Annotated in this window: 16 protein-coding genes, 2 tRNA genes and 1 pseudogene; 12 read left to right on the forward strand and 7 right to left on the reverse strand. The window is 61.3% G+C overall.

The window, feature by feature from the left end:
• Nucleotides 1-60: 60 nt before the first annotated feature.
• The 3 genes from aspS to RRX38_RS09045 form a co-directional block, all read right to left on the reverse strand.
• Entirely contained in the window at nt 61-1,836 is a 1,776-nt protein-coding gene (gene aspS, locus RRX38_RS09035) for an aspartate--tRNA ligase (RefSeq protein ID WP_295477010.1), read from the reverse strand.
• A 277-nt stretch (nt 1,837-2,113) separates the two neighbouring features.
• Nucleotides 2,114-2,443 carry a ribbon-helix-helix domain-containing protein gene (locus RRX38_RS09040; protein ID WP_315962288.1) on the reverse strand — a complete coding sequence of 110 codons (330 nt, stop codon included), beginning with the start codon at nt 2,441-2,443 and terminating at the stop codon, nt 2,114-2,116.
• A 269-nt stretch (nt 2,444-2,712) separates the two neighbouring features.
• Entirely contained in the window at nt 2,713-3,186 is a 474-nt protein-coding gene (locus RRX38_RS09045) for a Dps family protein (RefSeq protein WP_295477014.1), read from the reverse strand.
• Between the two features lie 383 nt (nt 3,187-3,569).
• Here RRX38_RS09045 and RRX38_RS25035 point away from each other — a divergent pair.
• Together RRX38_RS25035 and RRX38_RS25040 are read left to right on the forward strand one after the other, a co-directional pair.
• Nucleotides 3,570-3,845, forward strand: a pseudogene (locus RRX38_RS25035) (cold shock domain-containing protein membrane protein); the annotation flags it as partial.
• A 108-nt stretch (nt 3,846-3,953) separates the two neighbouring features.
• Entirely contained in the window at nt 3,954-4,175 is a 222-nt protein-coding gene (locus tag RRX38_RS25040) for a cold-shock protein (RefSeq protein ID WP_410524901.1), read from the forward strand.
• Nucleotides 4,176-4,230: 55 nt separating this feature from the next.
• Here the strand turns inward: RRX38_RS25040 and RRX38_RS09055 are convergent, their stop codons facing one another.
• Nucleotides 4,231-4,437 (reverse strand): SlyX family protein, encoded by a 207-nt coding sequence (locus tag RRX38_RS09055; RefSeq protein WP_295477017.1) that lies wholly within the window; start codon nt 4,435-4,437, stop codon nt 4,231-4,233.
• Nucleotides 4,434-4,862, reverse strand: a complete 429-nt coding sequence (locus RRX38_RS09060; protein ID WP_295477019.1) for an HIT family protein — start codon at nt 4,860-4,862, stop codon at nt 4,434-4,436. The genes RRX38_RS09055 and RRX38_RS09060 overlap by 4 nt, the downstream gene beginning before the upstream one ends.
• Nucleotides 4,863-5,573: 711 nt before the next feature.
• Between RRX38_RS09060 and RRX38_RS09065 the strand changes: the two genes are divergently transcribed.
• The 3 genes from RRX38_RS09065 to RRX38_RS09075 all read left to right on the forward strand — a co-directional run bounded on the left by RRX38_RS09065 (nt 5,574) and on the right by RRX38_RS09075 (nt 9,815).
• On the forward strand, nt 5,574-6,899 hold the full coding sequence (locus tag RRX38_RS09065) for an OprD family porin (RefSeq protein WP_295477021.1): 1,326 nt from the start codon (nt 5,574-5,576) through the stop codon (nt 6,897-6,899).
• 172 nt (nt 6,900-7,071) lie between these two features.
• Nucleotides 7,072-8,787 (forward strand): proline--tRNA ligase, encoded by a 1,716-nt coding sequence (locus RRX38_RS09070; protein ID WP_295477023.1) that lies wholly within the window; start codon nt 7,072-7,074, stop codon nt 8,785-8,787.
• A gap of 71 nt (nt 8,788-8,858) precedes the next feature.
• Nucleotides 8,859-9,815 carry a hypothetical protein gene (locus RRX38_RS09075; protein WP_295477025.1) on the forward strand — a complete coding sequence of 319 codons (957 nt, stop codon included), beginning with the start codon at nt 8,859-8,861 and terminating at the stop codon, nt 9,813-9,815.
• Nucleotides 9,816-9,817: 2 nt separating this feature from the next.
• Here RRX38_RS09075 and dinB read toward each other — a convergent pair whose 3' ends face one another.
• Nucleotides 9,818-10,876, reverse strand: a complete 1,059-nt coding sequence (dinB, locus tag RRX38_RS09080; protein ID WP_315962290.1) for a DNA polymerase IV — start codon at nt 10,874-10,876, stop codon at nt 9,818-9,820.
• A gap of 237 nt (nt 10,877-11,113) precedes the next feature.
• Here dinB and RRX38_RS09085 point away from each other — a divergent pair.
• The 4 genes from RRX38_RS09085 to RRX38_RS09100 all read left to right on the forward strand — a co-directional run bounded on the left by RRX38_RS09085 (nt 11,114) and on the right by RRX38_RS09100 (nt 15,805).
• Nucleotides 11,114-11,190, forward strand: a tRNA-Met gene (locus RRX38_RS09085).
• Between the two features lie 130 nt (nt 11,191-11,320).
• Nucleotides 11,321-11,397: transfer RNA gene (locus tag RRX38_RS09090), tRNA-Met, on the forward strand.
• A gap of 443 nt (nt 11,398-11,840) precedes the next feature.
• Complete coding sequence (gene mprF, locus RRX38_RS09095; RefSeq protein ID WP_315962291.1) at nt 11,841-14,483, forward strand: bifunctional lysylphosphatidylglycerol flippase/synthetase MprF; 2,643 nt, start codon at nt 11,841-11,843, stop codon at nt 14,481-14,483.
• Entirely contained in the window at nt 14,483-15,805 is a 1,323-nt protein-coding gene (locus tag RRX38_RS09100; RefSeq protein WP_295477031.1) for a virulence factor family protein, read from the forward strand. Before mprF ends, RRX38_RS09100 begins: the two co-directional genes overlap by 1 nt.
• Before the next feature lie 59 nt (nt 15,806-15,864).
• Here RRX38_RS09100 and RRX38_RS09105 read toward each other — a convergent pair whose 3' ends face one another.
• The gene (locus RRX38_RS09105) at nt 15,865-17,760 is read right to left on the reverse strand and encodes a potassium transporter Kup (protein WP_315962292.1); all 1,896 of its coding nucleotides are present in this window, start codon (nt 17,758-17,760) and stop codon (nt 15,865-15,867) included.
• Nucleotides 17,761-18,020: 260 nt separating this feature from the next.
• On the opposite strand from RRX38_RS09105, the gene rimO reads away from it, so the two are divergent.
• The 3 genes from rimO to RRX38_RS09120 all read left to right on the forward strand — a co-directional run bounded on the left by rimO (nt 18,021) and on the right by RRX38_RS09120 (nt 20,659).
• Nucleotides 18,021-19,361: a 30S ribosomal protein S12 methylthiotransferase RimO gene (rimO, locus tag RRX38_RS09110; protein WP_295477035.1), complete on the forward strand. Its 1,341-nt coding sequence runs from the start codon at nt 18,021-18,023 to the stop codon at nt 19,359-19,361.
• A gap of 74 nt (nt 19,362-19,435) precedes the next feature.
• Nucleotides 19,436-19,876: a GNAT family N-acetyltransferase gene (locus RRX38_RS09115; protein ID WP_295477037.1), complete on the forward strand. Its 441-nt coding sequence runs from the start codon at nt 19,436-19,438 to the stop codon at nt 19,874-19,876.
• A 72-nt stretch (nt 19,877-19,948) separates the two neighbouring features.
• Nucleotides 19,949-20,659, forward strand: a complete 711-nt coding sequence (locus RRX38_RS09120) for an rRNA pseudouridine synthase (RefSeq protein WP_315962293.1) — start codon at nt 19,949-19,951, stop codon at nt 20,657-20,659.
• Nucleotides 20,660-20,671: the final 12 nt, after the last annotated feature.

The raw sequence follows: 20,671 nt of genomic DNA on the forward strand, positions 1-20,671 counted from the left end.
CGACTGCCTGATACAGGGGCGGCCTGCAGGGCGTGTGCGTGGCACACGCCCCACCGCGCCTTACTCGGCCTTCTGCTGCTCGCGCAGGCGAATGTGCAGCTCGCGCAAGGCCTTGGCATCCACCACACCCGGTGCCTGGGTCATGACGTCCGCAGCACTCTGGGTTTTCGGGAAGGCGATGACCTCACGGATCGACTGGGCGCCGGTCATCAGCATTACCAGGCGATCCAGACCGAAGGCCAGGCCACCGTGTGGTGGTGCGCCGTATTTCAGCGCATCGAGCAGGAAGCCGAACTTCTCCTGCTGCTCGTCTTCGGAGATGCCCAGGATACGGAATACCGCCTGCTGCATTTCCTTGCGGTGGATACGGATCGAACCACCACCCAGCTCGGTACCGTTGAGCACCATGTCGTAGGCACGCGACAGCGCCTGGCCAGGGTTGGCCTCAAGCTCCTCGGGAGAGCACTTAGGCGCGGTGAAGGGGTGGTGCAGGGCCGACAGAGAACCGTCGTCGTTTTCCTCGAACATCGGGAAGTCCACGACCCACATTGGGGCCCACTCACAGGTGTGCAGCTTGAGGTCATTGCCCAGGCGGATACGCAGGGCACCCAGCGCTTCGCTGACGATCTTGAACTTGTCGGCACCGAAGAACACGATGTCGCCATCGACCGCACCCACGCGATCCAGGATCACATTGAGGTTGTCCTCAGGGATGAACTTGACGATCGGCGACTGCAGGCCCTCGACGCCCTTGGCGCGCTCGTTGACCTTGATGTAGGCCAGGCCCTTGGCACCGTAGATGCCAACGAACTTGGTGTAGTCGTCGATCTGGCTGCGTGCCATGCCGGCAGCACCGGGTACACGCAGGGCGGCAACGCGGCCTTTAGGATCGTTGGCCGGGCCACTGAACACCTTGAAGTCCACAGCGGTGAGCTGGTCGGCGACGTCGACCAACTCCAGCGGAATACGCAGGTCTGGCTTGTCCGAACCGTAGCGGCGCATGGCCTCTTCGAACGGCATGTGCGGGAATTCGCCGAACTCGACGTCCAGCACTTCCTTGAACAGCTGACGAACCATCTTCTCGGTCAGACCGATGATGTCGGCCTCTTCCAGGAAGCTGGTTTCGATGTCGATCTGGGTGAATTCCGGCTGGCGGTCGGCACGCAGGTCTTCGTCACGGAAGCACTTGGCGATCTGGTAGTAGCGATCGAAGCCCGCGACCATCAGCAGTTGCTTGAACAGCTGGGGCGACTGCGGCAGTGCGAAGAAGCTGCCGGGGTGGGTACGGCTGGGTACCAGGTAATCGCGGGCGCCCTCAGGCGTGGCGCGAGTCAGGATCGGCGTCTCGACGTCCAGGAAACCGTTCTCGTCGAGGTAGCGGCGAATGCTGCTGGTGATCCGCGAACGCAGGCGCAGTTTCTCGGCCATTTCCGGACGACGCAGGTCGATGAAGCGGTAGCGCAGGCGGGTTTCCTCGCCGACGTCGGAGTATTCGTTGAGCGGGAACGGCGGCGTCTCGGCCTCGTTCAGGACCTGCAGCTCGTAGCCGAGGATCTCGATGGCACCGGAGGCGATGTTGGTGTTTACCGCACCGGCCGGGCGGGCACGCACCTTGCCGACCACCTTGACCACGTATTCGCTGCGCACACGATCGGCTGCAGCGAAGGTCTCGGCGCGATCAGGGTCGAATACCACCTGGGCCATACCTTCACGGTCACGGATATCGAGGAAAATAACCCCTCCGTGGTCACGACGACGATGGACCCATCCGCAAAGGGTAACTTCCTGACCTTCCAGACTCTCGTTCAGTTGGCCGCAATAGTGGCTGCGCATCATGATGGTGTATTCACTTCCCGTAATTCGATTTCAGTGGAGGCTCGATCCTCCCTGGCGTGGGCCCAATAGTGCAAGAGCCGGGACATGCAGTTCAAGCCGGACCGCCCACGCGCAGGCATGCCTGTTGGCAGACGCAGCAGTATATAGGGTTAATTGAGCACGCGCAGCCGCCGAACCCACCCGCGAGGATACGGAGGGTTCGGAGCTGCACTGCTGACCTGTACGCACCAGTGGGGCACAGCAGGAAAACCGCCACTCCAGAACATCTCTCACAGGTTCAAGACGAAGCCTGTGACTTGAGAAGGTGCGCAACGCAGACAACGCGAATGAGCCCGCTGAAGTTCTTGACGCCGCCATAACGCAAATGAACTTCCCGATCGATATTGGATAACACCGCATTGATCGAGCAATTCTTTGAATGCGCAATGGCCGAGAGAATATTCCAGTAGATATTCTCAAGACGCAGACATGTTGCCAGACCATTGAGCCTCTCCGATTTGGAATGAGGCTGCGCGAGCCCCATGCTGAAGCCCTCGATGAACGGGTCGCCAGGGAGTGCGCCGGAGCAAGGAACGTCCCTGACCTCAAGCTTCAAACCTTGAACCATGATAATCACCACCTCTGAACAAGCATTTCAGACAACAGAAAGAAACATTCGAAAACAATAAATGCACCTTTATAAAGCCCGAAAGCAACGCACTTATCCAGAAGGCCCGACACTCAAACGACGTAGGACATAACAACAACATGAGAAGGAATAAGACTGTAATACAGCCTTACGCCAAGATAGTCGGAGAAAAGCAATAAATAGATATATAAACTTGTAACAGGCTCGACCCAAGGCAGCATCGCGAGATGCCGCCCCAGGCCGGAAGATCAGCGGGCTTCCAGCATCGAACGCAGCATCCACGCGGTCTTCTCATGAACCTGCATGCGCTGGGTCAGCAAATCGGCCGTTGGCTCGTCACTGACCTTGTCGAGCAGCGGGAAGATACTGCGAGCGGTACGCACGACCGCCTCCTGCCCCTGCACCAGGCTCTTGATCATGTCCTCGGCAGAAGGCACACCCTCTTCTTCCTTGATGGACGACAGACGAGCGTAGGTCGAATAGGTGCCTGGGGCCGGGAAGCCCAGCGCACGAATACGCTCGGCGATGGAGTCCACGGCCAATGCCAGCTCGTTGTACTGCTCTTCGAACATCAGGTGCAGGGTGCGGAACATCGGACCACTGACGTTCCAGTGAAAATTGTGAGTCTTGAGGTACAGCACGTAGGTATCGGCCAACAGATGGGAAAGTCCGTCGACGATGGATTTGCGATCCTCTTCACTGATACCGATATCGATTGCCATGATTCATCTCCTTGTATAAGGCTCAAAAGAACTCGATGGAGCACACTCTACCAGAGCCCGAGGCAGGTGCAGCCCTATCGACACGATAGAAAAACCGGATCCCTGCCCCACCCAGCGCGACCGATAGCCCGATCGCGCCCAACTCCGTCAGCAGCGAACACCACGGCGGATACGACCGCAGCGCCCGGGCATCGTTTGAGTAGACCCGTCCTTTGCTGTTAAATACACCGCGTGTCGTTACAGCCAGCATCTCGCACGTTCACTGCCGGCGTAACCCATAGGCAGGTAAAGCGCGCGTGCATCACGCCTTCCATTCTCTTTTGAAGCGTACCGCGCGCTGCCGGCTATTTCCTTGTGTTCCATTCTGATACGAGCTTTATAAAATGTTGAAAATCGTCCACCTGGTAACAGGGGCAGCCGCCTTGCTGCTGTCCTTGATACCCAGCCTGCGCAGTGAAGCGTTCTCTTCTTACCTGCTGCAACCCGATGCGCTTTACCTGGCATTCTTCGGCCTGCTCAACCTGCTGCTCGCGCCGGTCATTCCGCACTGGAAAAAAGGCCCGCGGCGCAGCCTGCAGAACCTGGTCAGCGTCCTGCTGGTCCTCGCCGTCGTCGCCCAGACCTTGACGCTACTGGTTCCACTGCCACCTGTCGGCGAACAACCCGCCGTACTGTTCGCGCTAGGCATCACCCTGCTCGCAATCCTCCTGCACTTGATCACCACCCTCTACAAGCGTTCGCCCGCACCAGTACCGCAAAGCCATGAAGTGGGCCAGCGCGATACAGGCACGGTGAAGTGGTTCAACTCCTCGAAGGGCTTCGGCTTCATCTCCCGTGATTCGGGCGATGACATCTTCGTGCACTTCCGCGCCATTCGCGGCGAAGGCCATCGAATCCTGGTGGAAGGCCAGCGTGTGGAGTTCTCGGTAATGAATCGCGACAAGGGCCTGCAAGCCGAAGACGTAGTAGCAGCTGCACCGCGCCGCTGAGCACCGCAGAAATGAAAAAGCCCCGCCAGTGCGGGGCTTTTTCATGCCACAACGATCAGTAATGCGGCGGCGGTACATCATCTTCGAAACCATCCATGCGATGGCTCATCTCTTCCTGCCGCTTGGCGACCAGCATGAGCTGCTGCTGCAGGCGATCAATGACGCGCTGCTGACCCACCAGTACGTCATTGAGCGCCTGAATGGTGTCATCCTGAAACGCCAGGCGGCTTTCCAGCTCCATGACCCTCGACTCAAGACTCATAAGCCCTCCTCGAAACGAAACTCCGCAGGCATCGCTGCCCGAAGTCGATCGACGATGCCCGCCACCTGAGCGGGCGAGTACGGCTGTGCAGGCAACTTGCCCCATACCGGAGCAGGCCACGCCCCATCGTCGGTCTTGCGCACGATGACATGCATGTGCAACTGACTGACGACGTTACCCAGGGCCGCAACGTTGAGTTTATCAGCGACGAACACCACCTTCAGAAGGCGCGCCAACTCGGTGGTTTCACGCCACAACTGGGCCTGGTCTTCGACATCCAGCTCGAAGACTTCGCTGATACCTGGACGACGCGGCACCAGGATGAACCACGGGTACTGCGCATCATTGCTCAGCAGCACACGGCAAAGAGGAAAGTCACCCAGCGGCAGGGTGTCTTGCTGCAGGCGCGAATCAAGAACGAACACGAGGGGAGCTCCATGAGCGCAGGTAATGAAGGAAAGACAGGCAACAAGGATAACAAACCCGGCAAGACGAGTCAGTGCGCCCTGCCTGGCGACACTCGTCGACGAAGCCCTGTGAGCACTCGCCCCCTCTCCGCCGTCGCAATACGACAGCAAGGACTGATTTGAGGCACACCGACGAACGCACGCACCAAAAAGAACCACGAGTGTGTAGCTGGCATACCCAAATACCGTCCGATGCGTGCCACCGATCATGAACCGGTAACACTTTTTGACGCATGCTCTGTGAGCCCCCGAAAAAATCGAATCGCTGGCAAAACAGCCTTAAAAACACAAATAATCCTTTTAAAACATTAGGTTATGCGGATATCTGAATCCGAAATCTGCGTTTTTCACAATTTTTTTTCATTTTCGGGAACTTTGTGCACGCTTGTTGCTTTATCACCATAGCGCCAACGCATGGACACTGGGAGCAACAGTGACAGGCTGGCAGGAGAATTGCTTCAGCGCTGAAACCCAGAAAAGTCACTTCTTGCACAAAAGCGACATTTTCAGCGACTTAAGTATCATTTTCGACGAAATTGACGTATACAGATCGGCACCCCCGATCGGCGTGGGTCCAGTTTCGCCGATACAAAAAAAGAAAAGAGTCACCCCGGAGCACAACTCGCACGGGGCGGCGAGAAACTTCTAAAAACCAAAGGAGCAATCACGATGAGAGTGATGAAGTGGAGCGCAATCGCATTGGCCGTTGCGGCGGCAGCCAGCACCCAACTGGCTTCGGCTGCGCCGTTCGTCAGCGACCAGGCAGACGCCAAGGGTTTCGTTGAAGGCAGCTCGCTGAACCTGAAAGCGCGTAACTACTACTACAACCGCAACAAGAAAGACGGCGCGGTTGACGACAAGGACTGGACCCAAGGCTTCTGGGGCAACTACAGCTCCGGTTACACCCAGGGCACCATCGGTGTAGGCGTTGACGCCTACGGCTATGTAGGCTTCAACCTGGACGGCCAGGACAAGTACTCCGGCTCCGGCAACCTGCAGACCGACAGCCAGGGCCGCAACTCGGACAGCTACGGCAAAGCCGGCGGCGCTGTTAAATTCCGCGTATCGAAGACCGAACTGAAAGTCGGCGACCTGCAGCCTACCAGCCCGGTCTTCGCTGTAGGCGGCTCCCGCCTGCTGCCACAAACCGCCAACGGTATCAGCCTGCAGAGCAGCGAGATCACCGGCCTGGATCTGGAAGGCGGTCACTTCACTTCGACCACCAGCCAGGACGAAACCAACCGCAGCGGTGAAATCTGGGCGACCTACGCCGGTGTTACCGCCAAGTCCGCCGATTTCGTAGGTGGCAAATACGCCATCACCGACAGCCTGGGCGTTGCCCTGTACGGCGCCAAGCTGGAAGACGTATGGAACCAGTACTACGCCAACGTGAACTACGCCCTGCCACTGGGCGGCGATCAGTCCCTGGCCTTCGACGCCAACCTGTATCGCACTGTTGACGAAGGTTCGGCCAAGGCCGGCTCGATCAGCAACACTGCGTTCTCCGGCTCCATGGCCTACTCCTTCCTGGCAGCCCACACCGTGACCGTGGCCTTCCAGAAGGTCAACGGTGACACTCCGTTCGACTACATCGGTACCGGTAACAACAACCGTGGTGGCGACTCGATCTTCCTGAACAACTCCATCCAGTACTCCGACTTCAACGGTCCAGGCGAGAAATCCGCCCAGGTTCGCTACGACCTGAACATGGCACCGTACGGCGTACCAGGCCTGAGCTTCATGACCCGTTACGTCAAGGGCTGGGACATCGACGGCACCAACACCCCGTCCAACAGCACCTACACTGGCCTGTATGGCGCCGACGGCAAGCACCACGAAACCAACGTCGAAGCCAAGTACGTGCTGCAGTCGGGCCCTGCCAAGGACCTGTCGTTCCGCATCCGTCAATCCTGGCACCGTGCCAACGCCGACCAGGGCGAAGGCAACATCGACGAATTCCGTCTGATCGTCGACTATCCGATCTCGGTTCTGTAATCCAGACCTCGATCGACGCTGTACCGAAGCCCGGCTCTTGCCGGGCTTCTTCTTTATATACAACCCGCCCTTGTATAGCCGCGCCTTGGCAGAGGCCTCGCCCTGTACTCCCCTGGCACAGCGCCGTACAATGCCGGGTCTTTTCAGTCCCAGGCAACCGACACGGCTTATCATGCGCACCAGTCAATTTTTGCTCGCCACACAGAAAGAAACCCCTTCCGATGCGGTCGTGGTCAGCCATCAGCTGATGCTGCGTGCCGGCATGATTCGCAAGCTGGCTTCGGGCCTCTACACCTGGCTGCCCATGGGCCTGCGCGTGCTGCGCAAGGTCGAAGCCATCGTTCGCGAAGAGATGGACGCCGCTGGCGCACTGGAAATCCTCATGCCAGGCATCCAGCCTGCGGAACTGTGGCAGGAATCTGGCCGCTGGGAGCAGTACGGTCCTGAGCTGATGCGCCTGGTCGACCGCCACGCGCGGGACTTCTGCCTGGGCCCGACCCACGAGGAAGTCATCACCGACCTGGCACGCAACGAGCTGAACAGTTACAAGCAGCTGCCGATCAACATGTACCAGATCCAGACCAAGTTCCGTGACGAGATACGTCCTCGTTTCGGCCTGATGCGCGGTCGCGAGTTCGTGATGAAGGACGCCTACTCCTTCCACGCCGACCAGGCTTCGCTGCAGGAAACCTACGACCGCATGCACCAGGCCTACAGCAACGTATTCAGCCGCCTGGGCCTGAAATTCCGTCCCGTCGAGGCCGACAACGGTTCGATCGGCGGTGCCGGCTCCCACGAGTTCCACGTCCTGGCCGAATCCGGCGAAGACGATATCGTATTCAGCAACGGCTCGGACTACGCCGCCAACATCGAGAAGGCCGAGGCCTTTCCACAGGAAAAGAGTCGCCCGGCCGCGACCGAAGAACTGCGCTTGGTCGACACCCCGAATGCCAAGACCATCGCCCAGCTGGTGGAAGGATTCGGTCTGCCGATCGAGAAAACCGTCAAGACCCTGGTGGTACATGCCGCCGAAGAAGGCAAGCTGATCGCGCTGATCGTGCGCGGCGATCACGAACTCAATGAAATCAAGGCCGCCAAGCTCGAGCAGGTCGCCAGCCCGTTGACCATGGCCAGCGAAGCCGAGCTGCGTGACGCCATCGGTGCCGGTGCAGGCTCGCTGGGCCCGCTGAACCTGCCACTGCCTTGCATCATCGACCGCTCCGTAGAGCTGATGAGCGACTTCGCCGTGGGCGCCAACATCGACGACAAGCACTACTTCGGCGTCAACTGGGAGCGTGACCTGCCGGTTCCACAGGTTGCCGACCTGCGCAATGTAGTCAGTGGCGACCCAAGTCCGGATGGCAAGGGCGTGCTGGAAATCAAGCGCGGCATCGAAGTCGGACACATCTTCCAGCTCGGCACCAAGTACAGCGAGGCGATGAAGTGCCAGGTACTGGGCGAGAACGGCAAGCCGATCGACCTGATCATGGGCTGCTACGGCATCGGTGTTTCCCGCGTAGTGGCAGCCGCCATCGAGCAGAACTACGACGACAACGGCATCATCTGGAACGACACGCTGACCCCCTTCCATATCGCCCTCGTGCCACTGCGCTACGAGACCGACGCCGTGCGCGAAGCGACCGACAAGCTGTATGCCGAACTCACCGCCGCCGGCTTCGAGGTGCTGCTTGACGACCGCGACAAGAAGACCAGCCCAGGCAACAAGTTTGCCGACATGGAACTGATCGGCATTCCGCACCGCATCGTGGTCAGCGACCGCGGCCTGGCCGACGGTAATATCGAGTACAAGAGCCGGACCGAGTCGCAGCCACAGGCCGTCGCCCTCGCCGACTTGCTGTCGTTCATCCAGGGCCGCATCAAGCGCTGAGCCGATGGCGCATCCGCCTCAGGGCGGATGCGCCACAGCAGCCCTGTGCACCCACCATATCCAGAGAGCCCATGTTCAAGCGAAGCCCCCTGAGCCTCGGCAGCGCGGCGCTATGCACCAGCCTGCTGGTCAGCGGTTGCGCCAATCACATGTCGCAACGCAGCGAGCACGAAGAGCGCGTAGAGCGCAAGCTGCTCGAGCACACCCTGCAGATCGATGTCGGCGAGCCCAAGACGCTGGAGCTGCCACAACGTCGCATCCGCATCAACGAACACAAGTCATTCGAAGTCACCGAGTTCGAAGTGACACGTCATTACGACCGTTACACCCCCTACCAGCCCTGGCGGGAGATCTACGAGATCCCGCTTGGTGCGGTCGCCGTGGTGGCCGGCGTCGGCGCCAATGTGGTGAACGTCTTCACCCTCGGCAACTTGCCAGACAGCGTGACCCACGACTGGATCAGCTATGGACTGGCAGGTCTCAACCCGTTCATGAACGCACCGTCCCACGGCCGCGCCGAACAGAATCTGGCCGGTATCGACGAAGTCCAGCAGGACAAGCGCATCGAGAAATCCACCCTGCCATGGAACGAACGCCCGGTCAGCATCAAGGCCGGCGCCTCGACCCACGAGCTGAGTACCGACCGCAATGGCGTGCTGCGCCTGAACCTGCTGGATAGCCCATTCGCCGAACAGGATCTGCGCCATATCACTCGCCTGTACATCAGCGCCGAAGACGAGCAGGACAACGCCCACGCCAGCGAGAGCCTGCCGATCAGCCGCAACCTGCGTGGCAAGCTGCTCGAAGCACACGACCTGATCTACGACGACCTGGAAGATGACGAGGTCAGCCAGTGGGTGCACCGGGTCAAGCGCCTCGCCGAACTGGGGCTGGACGAACAGGCCAGCGACCTGGAACAGAGCCTGCTGGAACTGACCCGCAATGACCCGCAGCTGCAGGACGAACTGATCAAGTCGCTGGCCCGCGATGCGGGTCGCCTGGTCGCGCCAACCGCTGCGGACGATTGAGGCTAGCTGAACAGCTCCAACTGCTCGTGTGCGCCGCGCAGATCATGCAGGCGCACCCCCACTCCCAATAGCCTTACCGGCTTGCCGCCGCGGGCGAAGGCCTGGGTCAGCAACTGCTGATAACTGGCAAGGTCCCAGCCTGCCCCCGCCTGTTCCAGGGTGGTCTGGGAAAAATCATGAAACTTGACCTTCACGAAGGGTTTTCCCGGCCGATACTGGCCATCCAGGCGGGCCATACGCTTTTCCAGCGAGTCCAGAAGCTCCGGCAGCCTGGCCAGACAGCTGGCCAGGTCGGGCAGATCGGTGTCGTAAGTGTTTTCCACGCTTACCGACTGTCGACGGCTGTCGCTCTGCACCGGCCGCTCATCGATGCCCCGTGCGAGATTCCATAGTCGCTCGCCGAAACTGCCGAACTCACGAACCAGCGCCAACTTCTGCCAACCCAACAGATCCTGGCAATTGATGATGCCGAGCCGCCCCAGTTTGTCCGCGGTCACCTTGCCTACACCATGCAGCTTGCTGACCGGCAGGCCCGAGACGAAATCCTCCACCTGGTCCGGGGTAATGACGAACAGGCCATTGGGCTTTTTCCAGTCGCTGGCGATCTTGGCCAGAAACTTGTTGGGCGCGACCCCGGCCGACACCGTGATATGCAGCTGGCTGGAGACGCGCCGGCGTATATCCTGGGCAATACGCGTGGCACTTCCGGAAAAGCGCAGCGACTCGGAAACGTCCAGGTAGGCCTCATCCAGGGAAAGCGGTTCGATCAGGTCGGTGTAATCGCGAAAGATCGCCTGGATTTCCCGCGATGCTTCCTTATAGGCATCCATCCTTGGCTTGACGATAGTCAGGTCCGGACAGAGCTTGAGTGCATGTCGTGATGACATGGCCGAGCGCACCCCGTAGGCGCGTGCTTCGTAATTGCAGGTGGCGATGACCCCGCGCCGCTCTGCCGACCCGCCGACCGCCAGGGGAATACCGGCCAGATGCGGGTGGTCGCGCATTTCTATGGCCGCGTAGAAGCAGTCGCAATCGATATGGATGATTTTGCGTTGGGCCATGCCGCAGGATCACTGAACGAGGCGCGCCAGTATCTCACTGCCCTGCGCGGGCCGAAACCTGCGAGGCGGAGGAAATGACCACCTGAGAGACGCCAGATTGCATCCGTCTACTGGAAAAGATCCGCCAAATATCCACTACGCCATCGTGCAAAACCGGTAAACAATTGAAGAAAAAGCATTTTTTCAAAAAAACCAGTTGACACGCCTCAGCAGCTCTGTAGAATTGCCACCCACAGGCGCGGGATGGAGCAGCCTGGTAGCTCGTCGGGCTCATAACCCGAAGGTCGTCGGTTCAAATCCGGCTCCCGCAACCAGTTTCAAGAAAGGCCACTCGAAAGAGTGGCTTTTTTTTGGCCTGTATTCTCTGCCCAATGGGGTCGCTCTGTTTTTTTCGCACTCAAGCTTGACAACCAGCCATTAGGCTGTAGAATGCCGCCTCACAGACGCGGGATGGAGCAGCCTGGTAGCTCGTCGGGCTCATAACCCGAAGGTCGTCGGTTCAAATCCGGCTCCCGCAACCAGCTTTACGAAAAGGCCACTTGAAAAAGTGGCCTTTTTGCATGCCTGGAAAAAAGTCGTCACGCCCTCCTCCCCTTGCTTAAAACCGAACGCAAGTCATTGATAAAAAACTGTTTAGCCTGCACACACAGAACCCCCTATGATCGCCTGGCAGGCGAATGCATCGGCCACGATAGATTTTCGTTTCACTGCCGATACGTTTATGACTAGTCTCAACAGATGTAACCGTTGATCCGGTATACCGTGACGCGCCAGCCTCGCGCCGGCTGCCAACAGTCGCCTGGCCAGCATTTTTTCTGAATCATGGCTGAACAGTTGAACCCTGCTCCATTGGCTATTCGCTCGTCAGCCGCTGACGCGCTAACATCTCGACATCTTTTTGCGTAGGGATCGGTAACTTGGCTGTAGACCTCAATCCTGTCGCGCACACTCCAGGACGTGAATGATGCGCGACAATTCGTCTGATACCTCCGAAGCCGTGACGGCTAATCACCCCATACAGTCTGCGCGACTCCGATGGCTGGAGCGGCTCAGTAAATATCGCCAGGCCATCGGGCTGGGGGTGATGCTGGTGCTGTTCGGCATGGCGCTGATCGCCTGCCGTCACATGCTCATCGAAATGGACTTCTATGCCCTGCGCGATGCGCTCTACGCCGTGCCGTTGCCTTCCCTGGGTGGCGCCCTGCTGGCGGCGATCATCGGTTACGTGGTGCTGATGGGCTACGAGTTTTCCGCAGCCCGCTATGCTGGCGTCAAGCTGCCGGCCAAGACGCTGCTGCTGGGCGGTTTCACATCGTTCGCCATCGGTAACGCCGTGGGTCTGTCGATGTTGTCCGGCGGCTCGGTGCGCTACCGTCTCTATTCACGCAACGGCATCGGTGCGATCGAAATCGCCCGCATGACCGTATTCGCCAGTCTGTCGCTGGGCTGTGCGCTGCCGCCCCTCGCGGCCATCGCCACCCTGAGCAACCTGCCGGGGGCATCCCTGGCGCTCAAGCTGCCGGTAGACGTACTTGCAAGCGTTGCCATCGCGGTCCTGGCCGTCAGCCTGATCCTCGCCGTGGCAGTGTATCGGCGCCGCCTGCCGGAGCAGGACATTCCCGATGTGCTGCTGGTCAGTGCCGGACGCCGCTCACTGCGCCTGCCCGGCCTGCGCCTGACCCTGGTGCAACTGGTCATCACCGCGCTCGACGTGGTCGCTGCCGCGCTGGTGTTGTACCTGCTGCTGCCCCAGGCACCACCGCTGGGCGCCTTCATTCTGGTCTACCTGCTGGCCCTGGCGGCCGGCGTGCTCAGCCATGTACCGGGCGGTGTCGGGGTGTTCGAGGCCGTGCTGCTGGCGGCGTTCGCCAATGAACTGGGCGCCGCGCCCCTGGCCGCCGCACTGCTGCTGTATCGCCTGATATACGTGGTGTTGCCGCTGCTGCTGGCCTGTCTGACGCTGCTGTTCACCGAAGCCAAGCGCCTGTTGTTCGCGCGCCAGGCCCTGCGGGTGGCGTCCGGGCTGGGCGCGCCGATCCTTGCCCTATTGGTGTTTCTTTCTGGTGTAGTACTGCTGTTTTCCGGCGCCACCCCAGAAATCGACACCCGCCTGGAAAACGTCGGCTTTCTGATTCCTCACCGTCTGATCGACGCTTCGCACTTCGGTGCCAGCCTGGTTGGCGTGCTGTGCCTGCTATTGGCCCAGGGCCTGCGTCGTCGCCTGTCGGCGGCCTGGGTGCTGACGGTGATCCTGCTGCTGGTCGGTGCCGTGCTGTCGATGCTCAAGGGCTTCGATTGGGAAGAGGCCTGCATGCTGGTGCTCACGGCCATACTGCTGGTCACCTTCCGCCGCTCGTTCTACCGCCCCAGCCGCCTGCTGGAGCTGCCGTTTTCGCCACTCTACGTCATCGCCAGCATGTGCGTGGTCGGTGCGTCGATCTGGCTGCTGTTGTTCGCCTACCAGGACGTGCCCTACAGCCATCAGTTGTGGTGGCAATTCACCCTGGATGCCGATGCCCCGCGCGGCCTGCGCTCGGCCCTGGGCAGCGCGGTACTGCTGTTGGTGGTGTCCTTGACCTGGCTGCTGCGCACCGCACGGCCAGGCATCAAGCTTCCCGACGCGGCCGATCTGGACAAGGCTGCCGAGATTCTCAAGGCTTCCAACCAGCCGGACGGCGGCCTGGCGCTGACCGGTGACAAGGCCATTCTGTTTCACCCGGACAACAACGCCTTCCTGATGTACTCGCACCGTGGACGCAGCCTGGTGGCGCTGTACGACCCGGTCGGCCCTGCGCAGCAGCGCGCCGAGCTGATCTGGCAGTTCCGCGATCTGTGCGACGTGCACCATGCCCGCCCGGTGTTCTACCAGGTCCGCGCAGAGAACCTGCCCTACTACATGGACATCGGCCTGACCGCGATCAAGCTGGGTGAAGAAGCACGGGTCGACCTGCGGCGCTTCGATATCGACGCCAAGGGCAAGGAGATGAAAGACCTGCGCTACACCTGGAACCGCGGCAGCCGCGACGGCCTGAGCCTGGAGATCCACGAAGCCGGCCAGGCGCCGCTCGAGGAACTGAAAGCCATCTCCGACGCCTGGCTGACCGGCAAGAACGTACGCGAGAAAGGCTTTTCCCTGGGCCGCTTCACTCCGGAATACCTGCGCTACTTCCGCGTGGCGATCATTCGCTTCCAGGACAAGCCGGTGGCCTTCGCCAACCTGCTGGAGACCTCCGGCCTGGAACTGGCCAGTCTCGACCTGATGCGCGCCCACCCGGACGCGCCGAAGTCGACCATGGAATTCATGATGATCGGCCTGATCCAGCACTACAAAGCCCAGGGCTACGCCCGCTTCAGCCTGGGCATGGTGCCGTTGTCGGGCCTGCAACCGCGGCGTGGCGCGCCGCTGACCCAGCGGCTCGGCTCGATGGTCTTCCGTCGCGGCGAGCAGCTCTACAACTTCCAGGGCCTGCGCCGTTTCAAGGACAAGTTCCAGCCTGACTGGGAGCCCCGCTACATGGCCGTGCCCGCCGGACTCGATCCGCTGGTGGCCCTGGCCGATACCGCCGCCCTGATTGCAGGCGGCCTGACTGGACTGGTGAAACGCTGATGATTCGACGTGTGTGGCGCTACGTACTCCTGGTGCTGGCGATTATTCTCATTGCAGCGCTGGGTGCGTGGTTCTGGCACCGCCCACCGACGCCTGCGACCCTGGAACATGCCAACCTGGAAGACGGCACGGCGATTACCCGGGTAACCCCCGCCAGCCGGGTCAAGACCCGCATCGCCCTGGCCGTGAGTACCAAGGACAAGCTCAGCGACAAGCAGCTGCAGGCACTGGGTACCGACGCCGGCGCCAGCGTGATTCAGGTCGAATTGCCCGCCGATGACTGCGTGTTGCAGGAAAAGGTCTTCCAGGCCGCCCTGCAGAAGCTCGACGGCCCGGCACAGGTGGTGGGCGGCATCGGCCATGGCGCAACCCTGGCGTGGCGCTGGCTGGCCACGCAGGATAACGACAAGGCCCAGGCCATTTCGGTGGGTTTCGCCCTGCAACACGTTTCCAACCCGCCTCCCGAGGTCGAGGAAGGCGAAACCCCACCACAGATCTGCGACGTCCCCCTGCCCCAGAAAGCCCCGCACGGGCACTGGCTGGCCGCCTTCAACGACGCACCGGACGATCCGAGCGCCGCATTCGTGCGCGACCAACCCAACGCAGAGACCAGCATCAGCGACTATGACATTCCGTTGCCGCAGGTGCTGAACACCGAACTGCGCCATCTGCTGCTCGGCGAGAATGACACCGGCGGTTCGGGCGTACCGACCGTCGAAGTGCCTTCCGCCCAGAGCAGCGACACCGTGACCCTGTTCCTTTCCGGCGACGGCGGCTGGCGTGACCTCGACAAAGTGGTGGCCGGCGACATGGCCAAGGTCGGCTACCCTGTGGTGGGTATCGACGTGCTGCGCTACTACTGGGAGCGCAAGTCGCCCGAGCAGACAGCGGCCGACCTGACCGAGCTGATGAACCACTATCGCCAGAAGTGGGGCTCCAAGCGCTTCATTCTCGCCGGCTACTCCTTCGGTGCCGACGTCCTGCCGGCGATCTACAACCGCATGGCTCCCGAGGACCAGGAGCGTATCGACGGCATCATCCTGCTGGCCTTCGCCCGCAGCGGCAACTTCGAAATCCACGTCGATGGCTGGCTGGGCAACGCCGGCACCGAGGCCAAGACCGGACCGGAAATGGCCAAGCTGCCCGCCAACAAGGTGCTTTGCGTATACGGCGCCGAAGAGAAGAAGGACAGCGGCTGCACCGACACCACTGCCGTGGGCGAGGTGCTGGAGCTGCCCGGCGGCCACCACTTTGACGAAAACTACCCGGCCCTGGCCAAGCGCCTGATGCACAAGATCGACCAGTGGCAGGGCAAGCCCTGAGCCACTGAACCGACATGAAAAAGCCCCGCCTAGGCGGGGCTTTTTCATGCCTCTCCCAACTAGATTTCTACCTGGGTACCCAGCTCGATCACCCGGTTGTACGGCAGCTTGAAGAAACGCAGGTTGCCGTTGGCGTTCTTGAGCATGAAGGCGAACAGCGCTTCGCGCCAGCGCGCCATGCCAACCATCTTCGACGGGATGACCGTCTCGCGGCTCAGGAAGTAGGTGGTGCGCATCGGGCTGAAATCCAGGTCCTGCAGGTGGCACAGGGTCAGCGCCTGGGGCACGTCCGGCTCGTCGATGAAGCCGAAGTGCAGGATCACCCGATAGAACCCTTCGCCGTAGGCTTCCACTTCGAAGCGCTGGCTGGCCGGCACTCGCGGGCAGTCTTCGTAGACCACCGTCAGCAGTACCACCTGCTCATGCAGCACCTGGTTGTGCAGCATGTTGTGCAGCAGTGCATGGGGTACGGCGTCCGAGCGCGCGGTGAGGAACACGGCCGTGCCCTGCACGCGATGCGGCGGCTGCACACGAATGCTGCCGATGAAGATCGGCAGCGGCAGACCCGCCTCGTCGATACGCTCGGAGAGCAACTGTCGGCCCCGCTTCCAGGTGGTCATGAGAATGAACAGCACCGCACCGGCCAATACCGGGAAAGCACCGCCCTGGACGATCTTCGGCACGTTGGCGGCGAAGAACAGGCCATCGACCAGCAGCAGGCAGATCAGCAGCGGCACTGCCAGCAGCGGCGGCCACTTCCACAGCAGCAGCATCACCGAGGAGACCAGGAAGGTGGTGCACAGCATGGTACCGGTCACGGCCACCCCGTAGGCCGAGGCCAGGGCACCGGACGACTCGAAGCCGATTACCAGCAGGATCACCCCGACCATCAGCGCCCAGTTCACCGCACCAATGTAGATCTGCCCCTGCGCGTCGCTGGAGGTGTGCTGGATGTACATGCGCGGGATATAACCCAGCTGGATGGCCTGCAGGGTCATGGAGAAGGCCCCGGAAATCACCGCCTGGGAAGCGATGATGGTCGCCAGCGTCGACAGTGCGATGAGCGGCAGCAGGGCCCAGCCCGGTGCCAGCAGGTAGAACGGGTTGCGCACCGCATCGGGGTGCTCCAGCACCAGCGCACCCTGCCCGAAGTAGTTGAGCAGCAGGGCCGGCAGCACCAGCAGGAACCAGGCGCGGGAAATCGGCTTGCGGCCGAAGTGGCCCATGTCGGCATACAGCGCTTCGGCACCGGTCAGCGCCAGCACCACTGCCCCGAGGATCGCCACGCCGATGCCGGGATGCAGGATGAAGAAGCGCACACCCCAGGCCGGATTGACCGCCTGCAGCACCTCGGGCGTATGCATGATGCCGTAGATGCCCAGTGCGCCCAGCACCAGAAACCAGGTCACCATCACCGGGCCGAACAATACCCCGATACGCGCGGTACCGTGCTTCTGGATCAGGAACAGCCCCACCAGTACCACCAGCGACATGGGCACGATCCAGCGCTCCAGGCCCTCGAAGGCCAGCTCCAGACCTTCCATGGCCGAGAGCACCGACACCGCCGGGGTGATCATGCTGTCACCATAGAACAGCGCGGCGCCGAACAGCCCGAAGGCCACCATGACCATCTGCAGCTTGGGAAACTTCGCCGAGGCGCGCCGTGCCAGTGCAGTGAGCGCCATGATGCCGCCCTCGCCCTGGTTGTCGGCGCGCAGGATGAACACCATGTATTTGAACGACACCACCCAGATCAGCGACCAGAAGATCAGCGACAGCACGCCCAGGATCGCGTCGTGATTGACTTCCACACCATAGCCGCCCTGAAACACTTCCTTGAGGGTATACAGCGGGCTGGTGCCAATGTCGCCGTACACCACCCCCACGGCGGCGACCAGCAGGCTCAAAGGCTTGGTGGCACTCCCTGTTCCAGCCTGACTACTTGCATGACTCATCGAAAACTCCCCAAAGCCGGAACCAGAGGTCCAAACAGGACTAAACAACAGGAAACAATTGAGTTTGCACAGTTTATTGACATCCGCCGTGCTCAACGCGGCGAAGCATAGCGCAGCAGTGCTCTTATTTCTTCTCCTGCCTCTGGTCATCGCGGCGCCTGATCGCTAGAATTGCGCACTTTTTGACCAGAGGCGCGACCAGCGCCCAGTCGGTGCCCGTGCCCTACGCCGAGGCGCCACCCTTTACGCCGAGGTTTGCCATGTCCACCGCCAATACGCCGACGCCCAAGGTCGGGTTCGTTTCCCTGGGTTGCCCGAAGGCACTCGTCGACTCCGAGCGCATCCTCACCCAGCTGCGCATGGAAGGCTACGAAGTCGTGCCCACCTACCAGGACGCCGACGTCGTGGTGGTGAACACCTGCGGCTTCATCGACTCGGCCAAGGCCGAATCCCTGGAAGTGATCGGCGAAGCCATTGCCGAGAACGGCAAGGTGATCGTCACCGGCTGCATGGGCGTCGACGAGAGCGTGATCCGCAACGTGCACCCCAGTGTGCTGTCGGTCACCGGCCCACAGCAGTACGAGCAGGTGGTCACCGCCGTGCACGAGGTGGTCCCGCCGAGCCACGAGCACAACCCGCTGATCGACCTGGTGCCGCCACAAGGTATCAAGCTGACCCCGCGCCACTACGCCTACCTGAAGATTTCCGAAGGCTGCAACCACAGCTGCAGCTTCTGCATCATTCCTTCGATGCGCGGCAAGCTGGTCAGCCGCCCGGTGGGCGACGTGTTGGACGAGGCGCAGCGCCTGGTCAAGGCCGGCGTCAAGGAGCTGCTGGTGATCTCCCAGGACACCAGCGCCTACGGCGTGGACGTCAAATACCGTACCGGCTTCTGGAACGGCCAGCCGGTCAAGACGCGCATGACCGAACTGTGTCAGGCGCTCAGCACCTTGGGCGTCTGGGTACGCCTGCACTACGTGTACCCTTACCCGCACGTCGACGAGCTGATCCCGCTGATGGCCGCGGGCAAGATCCTGCCGTACCTGGACATCCCCTTCCAGCACGCCAGCCCGAAGGTCCTCAAGCTGATGAAGCGTCCGGCCTTCGAAGACAAGACCCTGGCACGCATCAAGAACTGGCGCGAGCAGTGCCCTGAGCTGATCATCCGTTCGACCTTCATCGTCGGCTTCCCGGGCGAAACCGAGGAAGACTTCCAGTACCTGCTGGACTGGCTCACCGAAGCCCAGTTGGACCGCGTCGGCTGCTTCCAGTACTCGCCGGTGGAAGGCGCACCAGCCAACGACCTGGACGTTGAGCAAGTACCTGACGACGTCAAGCAGGACCGCTGGGACCGCTTCATGGCCCACCAGCAGGCGATCAGCGCGGCACGCCTGCAGATGAAGATCGGCAAGGAAATCGAAGTGCTGATCGACGAGGTCGACGAGCGCGGCGCGGTCGGTCGCTGCTTCTTCGACGCGCCGGAAATCGACGGTAACGTCTACATTGGTCTGGAAGACGACAGCCCGGTTAAGCCTGGCGACAAGATTCTTTGCCGCGTCACCGACGCCGACGAATACGACCTCTGGGCCGAAGTGCTGTAAGCGCCCGGATCGCTTCGTCAGCCCTGCCCTTGGCAGGGCTTTTTCATTTACATGCTGCACATCGAGGATGCGAGATGGATTTCCATACCCCCGACAAGAGTGAATTCCCCCGCATCGTCGAGGTGTGGGAAAGCTCGGTGCGCGCCACGCATCACTTCCTGCCGGAAGACTACATCGTGCGTCTCAGAAAGCTGCTGCTCGAGCAGTACCTGGAAGGCGTGACGCTGTTCTGTACTCGTGAACAGCAGGTGATCACCGGCTTTGCCGGGGTCAGCGACGACAAGCTGCAGATGCTCTTCGTCGCCGCCGATCACCGCGGCCAGGGCCTGGGCCGGCAACTGCTGGAACATGCCATCGAGCACTACGGCATCCGTGAACTGGACGTCAACGAACAGAACCCGCAGGCGCTGGGCTTCTATCAGAAGCAAGGCTTCAGGATCAGCGGGCGCACGCCGCTCGACGGCCTGGGCCAGCCCTACCCCATGCTGCGCATGCTTCTCGACCGCCCCGCCTGAAGTTCAGGCGAGCGGCCTGAGCCGCCCGGCTACACTGCCGGCAAACCCCCTATTACCCAACGGCCATCAGTCATGTCAGAACCCCTACGCCTTTCCAGACGCCTCATCGAGCTGACCGGCTGCTCGCGCCGTGAAGCCGAGCTGTACATCGAGGGCGGCTGGGTCACCGTCGACGGTCAGGTCGTCGAAGAGCCCCAGTTCAAGGTCGGCGACCAGCGCGTCGAGCTCAGCGCCGGCGCCACCGCCAGTGCGCCAGACCCGGTGACGCTGATCGTCCACAAACCGGCCGGTATCAGCCTGGAAGCCGCCTTGCAATCCATCACCCCGGCCACGCTATGCCGCGACCTGACGCCGGACAAACGCGTGCTGAAGGGCCACTTCCTGCGCCAGAAGCCCATCTCTACGCTGCAAGACAATGCCAGCGGCATGGTGGTGTTCAGCCAGGACTGGAAAACCCTGCGCAAGCTCACCGATGACCGCAGCAAGATCGAGCAGGAATACGTCGTCGACGTGCGTGGCGACCTGGTCGCCCACGGCCTGAATCGCCTGAACCATGGCGTGACCTGGAAAGGCACCGAGCTGCCGGCGGTCAAGGCCAGCTGGCAGAGTGAAAACCGCCTGCGCCTGGCCATGAAAAATCCGCAACCTGGGGTCATCGCACAGCTCTGCAGCGCTGTCGGCCTGCAGATCGTTGCCTGTCGGCGTATCCGTATCGGTGCGGTATCGATGGGCAAGTTGCCCGAAGGCCAGTGGCGCTACCTGACCGCCCGAGAAAAGTTCTGAACCCGTTTCAAT

Origin of the sequence: Pseudomonas sp. DTU_2021_1001937_2_SI_NGA_ILE_001, from assembly GCF_032463525.1 — a bacterium.
GTDB lineage: Bacteria > Pseudomonadota > Gammaproteobacteria > Pseudomonadales > Pseudomonadaceae > Aquipseudomonas.

Excerpts from the sequence above, each read along its gene's own strand:
- RRX38_RS09045 (WP_295477014.1), bottom strand. The coding sequence starts at position 3,186 with ATGGCAATCGATATCGGTATCAGTGAAGAGGATCGCAAATCCATCGTC.
- RRX38_RS09120 (WP_315962293.1), top strand. The coding sequence starts at position 19,949 with ATGTCAGAACCCCTACGCCTTTCCAGACGCCTCATCGAGCTGACCGGC.
- rimO (WP_295477035.1), top strand. The coding sequence starts at position 18,021 with ATGTCCACCGCCAATACGCCGACGCCCAAGGTCGGGTTCGTTTCCCTG.
- aspS (WP_295477010.1), bottom strand. The coding sequence starts at position 1,836 with ATGATGCGCAGCCACTATTGCGGCCAACTGAACGAGAGTCTGGAAGGT.
- RRX38_RS09075 (WP_295477025.1), top strand. The coding sequence starts at position 8,859 with ATGTTCAAGCGAAGCCCCCTGAGCCTCGGCAGCGCGGCGCTATGCACC.
- RRX38_RS09070 (WP_295477023.1), top strand. The coding sequence starts at position 7,072 with ATGCGCACCAGTCAATTTTTGCTCGCCACACAGAAAGAAACCCCTTCC.
- mprF (WP_315962291.1), top strand. The coding sequence starts at position 11,841 with ATGCGCGACAATTCGTCTGATACCTCCGAAGCCGTGACGGCTAATCAC.
- RRX38_RS09055 (WP_295477017.1), bottom strand. The coding sequence starts at position 4,437 with ATGAGTCTTGAGTCGAGGGTCATGGAGCTGGAAAGCCGCCTGGCGTTT.
- RRX38_RS09115 (WP_295477037.1), top strand. The coding sequence starts at position 19,436 with ATGGATTTCCATACCCCCGACAAGAGTGAATTCCCCCGCATCGTCGAG.
- RRX38_RS09065 (WP_295477021.1), top strand. The coding sequence starts at position 5,574 with ATGAGAGTGATGAAGTGGAGCGCAATCGCATTGGCCGTTGCGGCGGCA.
- RRX38_RS09100 (WP_295477031.1), top strand. The coding sequence starts at position 14,483 with ATGATTCGACGTGTGTGGCGCTACGTACTCCTGGTGCTGGCGATTATT.
- dinB (WP_315962290.1), bottom strand. The coding sequence starts at position 10,876 with ATGGCCCAACGCAAAATCATCCATATCGATTGCGACTGCTTCTACGCG.
- RRX38_RS09105 (WP_315962292.1), bottom strand. The coding sequence starts at position 17,760 with ATGAGTCATGCAAGTAGTCAGGCTGGAACAGGGAGTGCCACCAAGCCT.
- RRX38_RS09040 (WP_315962288.1), bottom strand. The coding sequence starts at position 2,443 with ATGGTTCAAGGTTTGAAGCTTGAGGTCAGGGACGTTCCTTGCTCCGGC.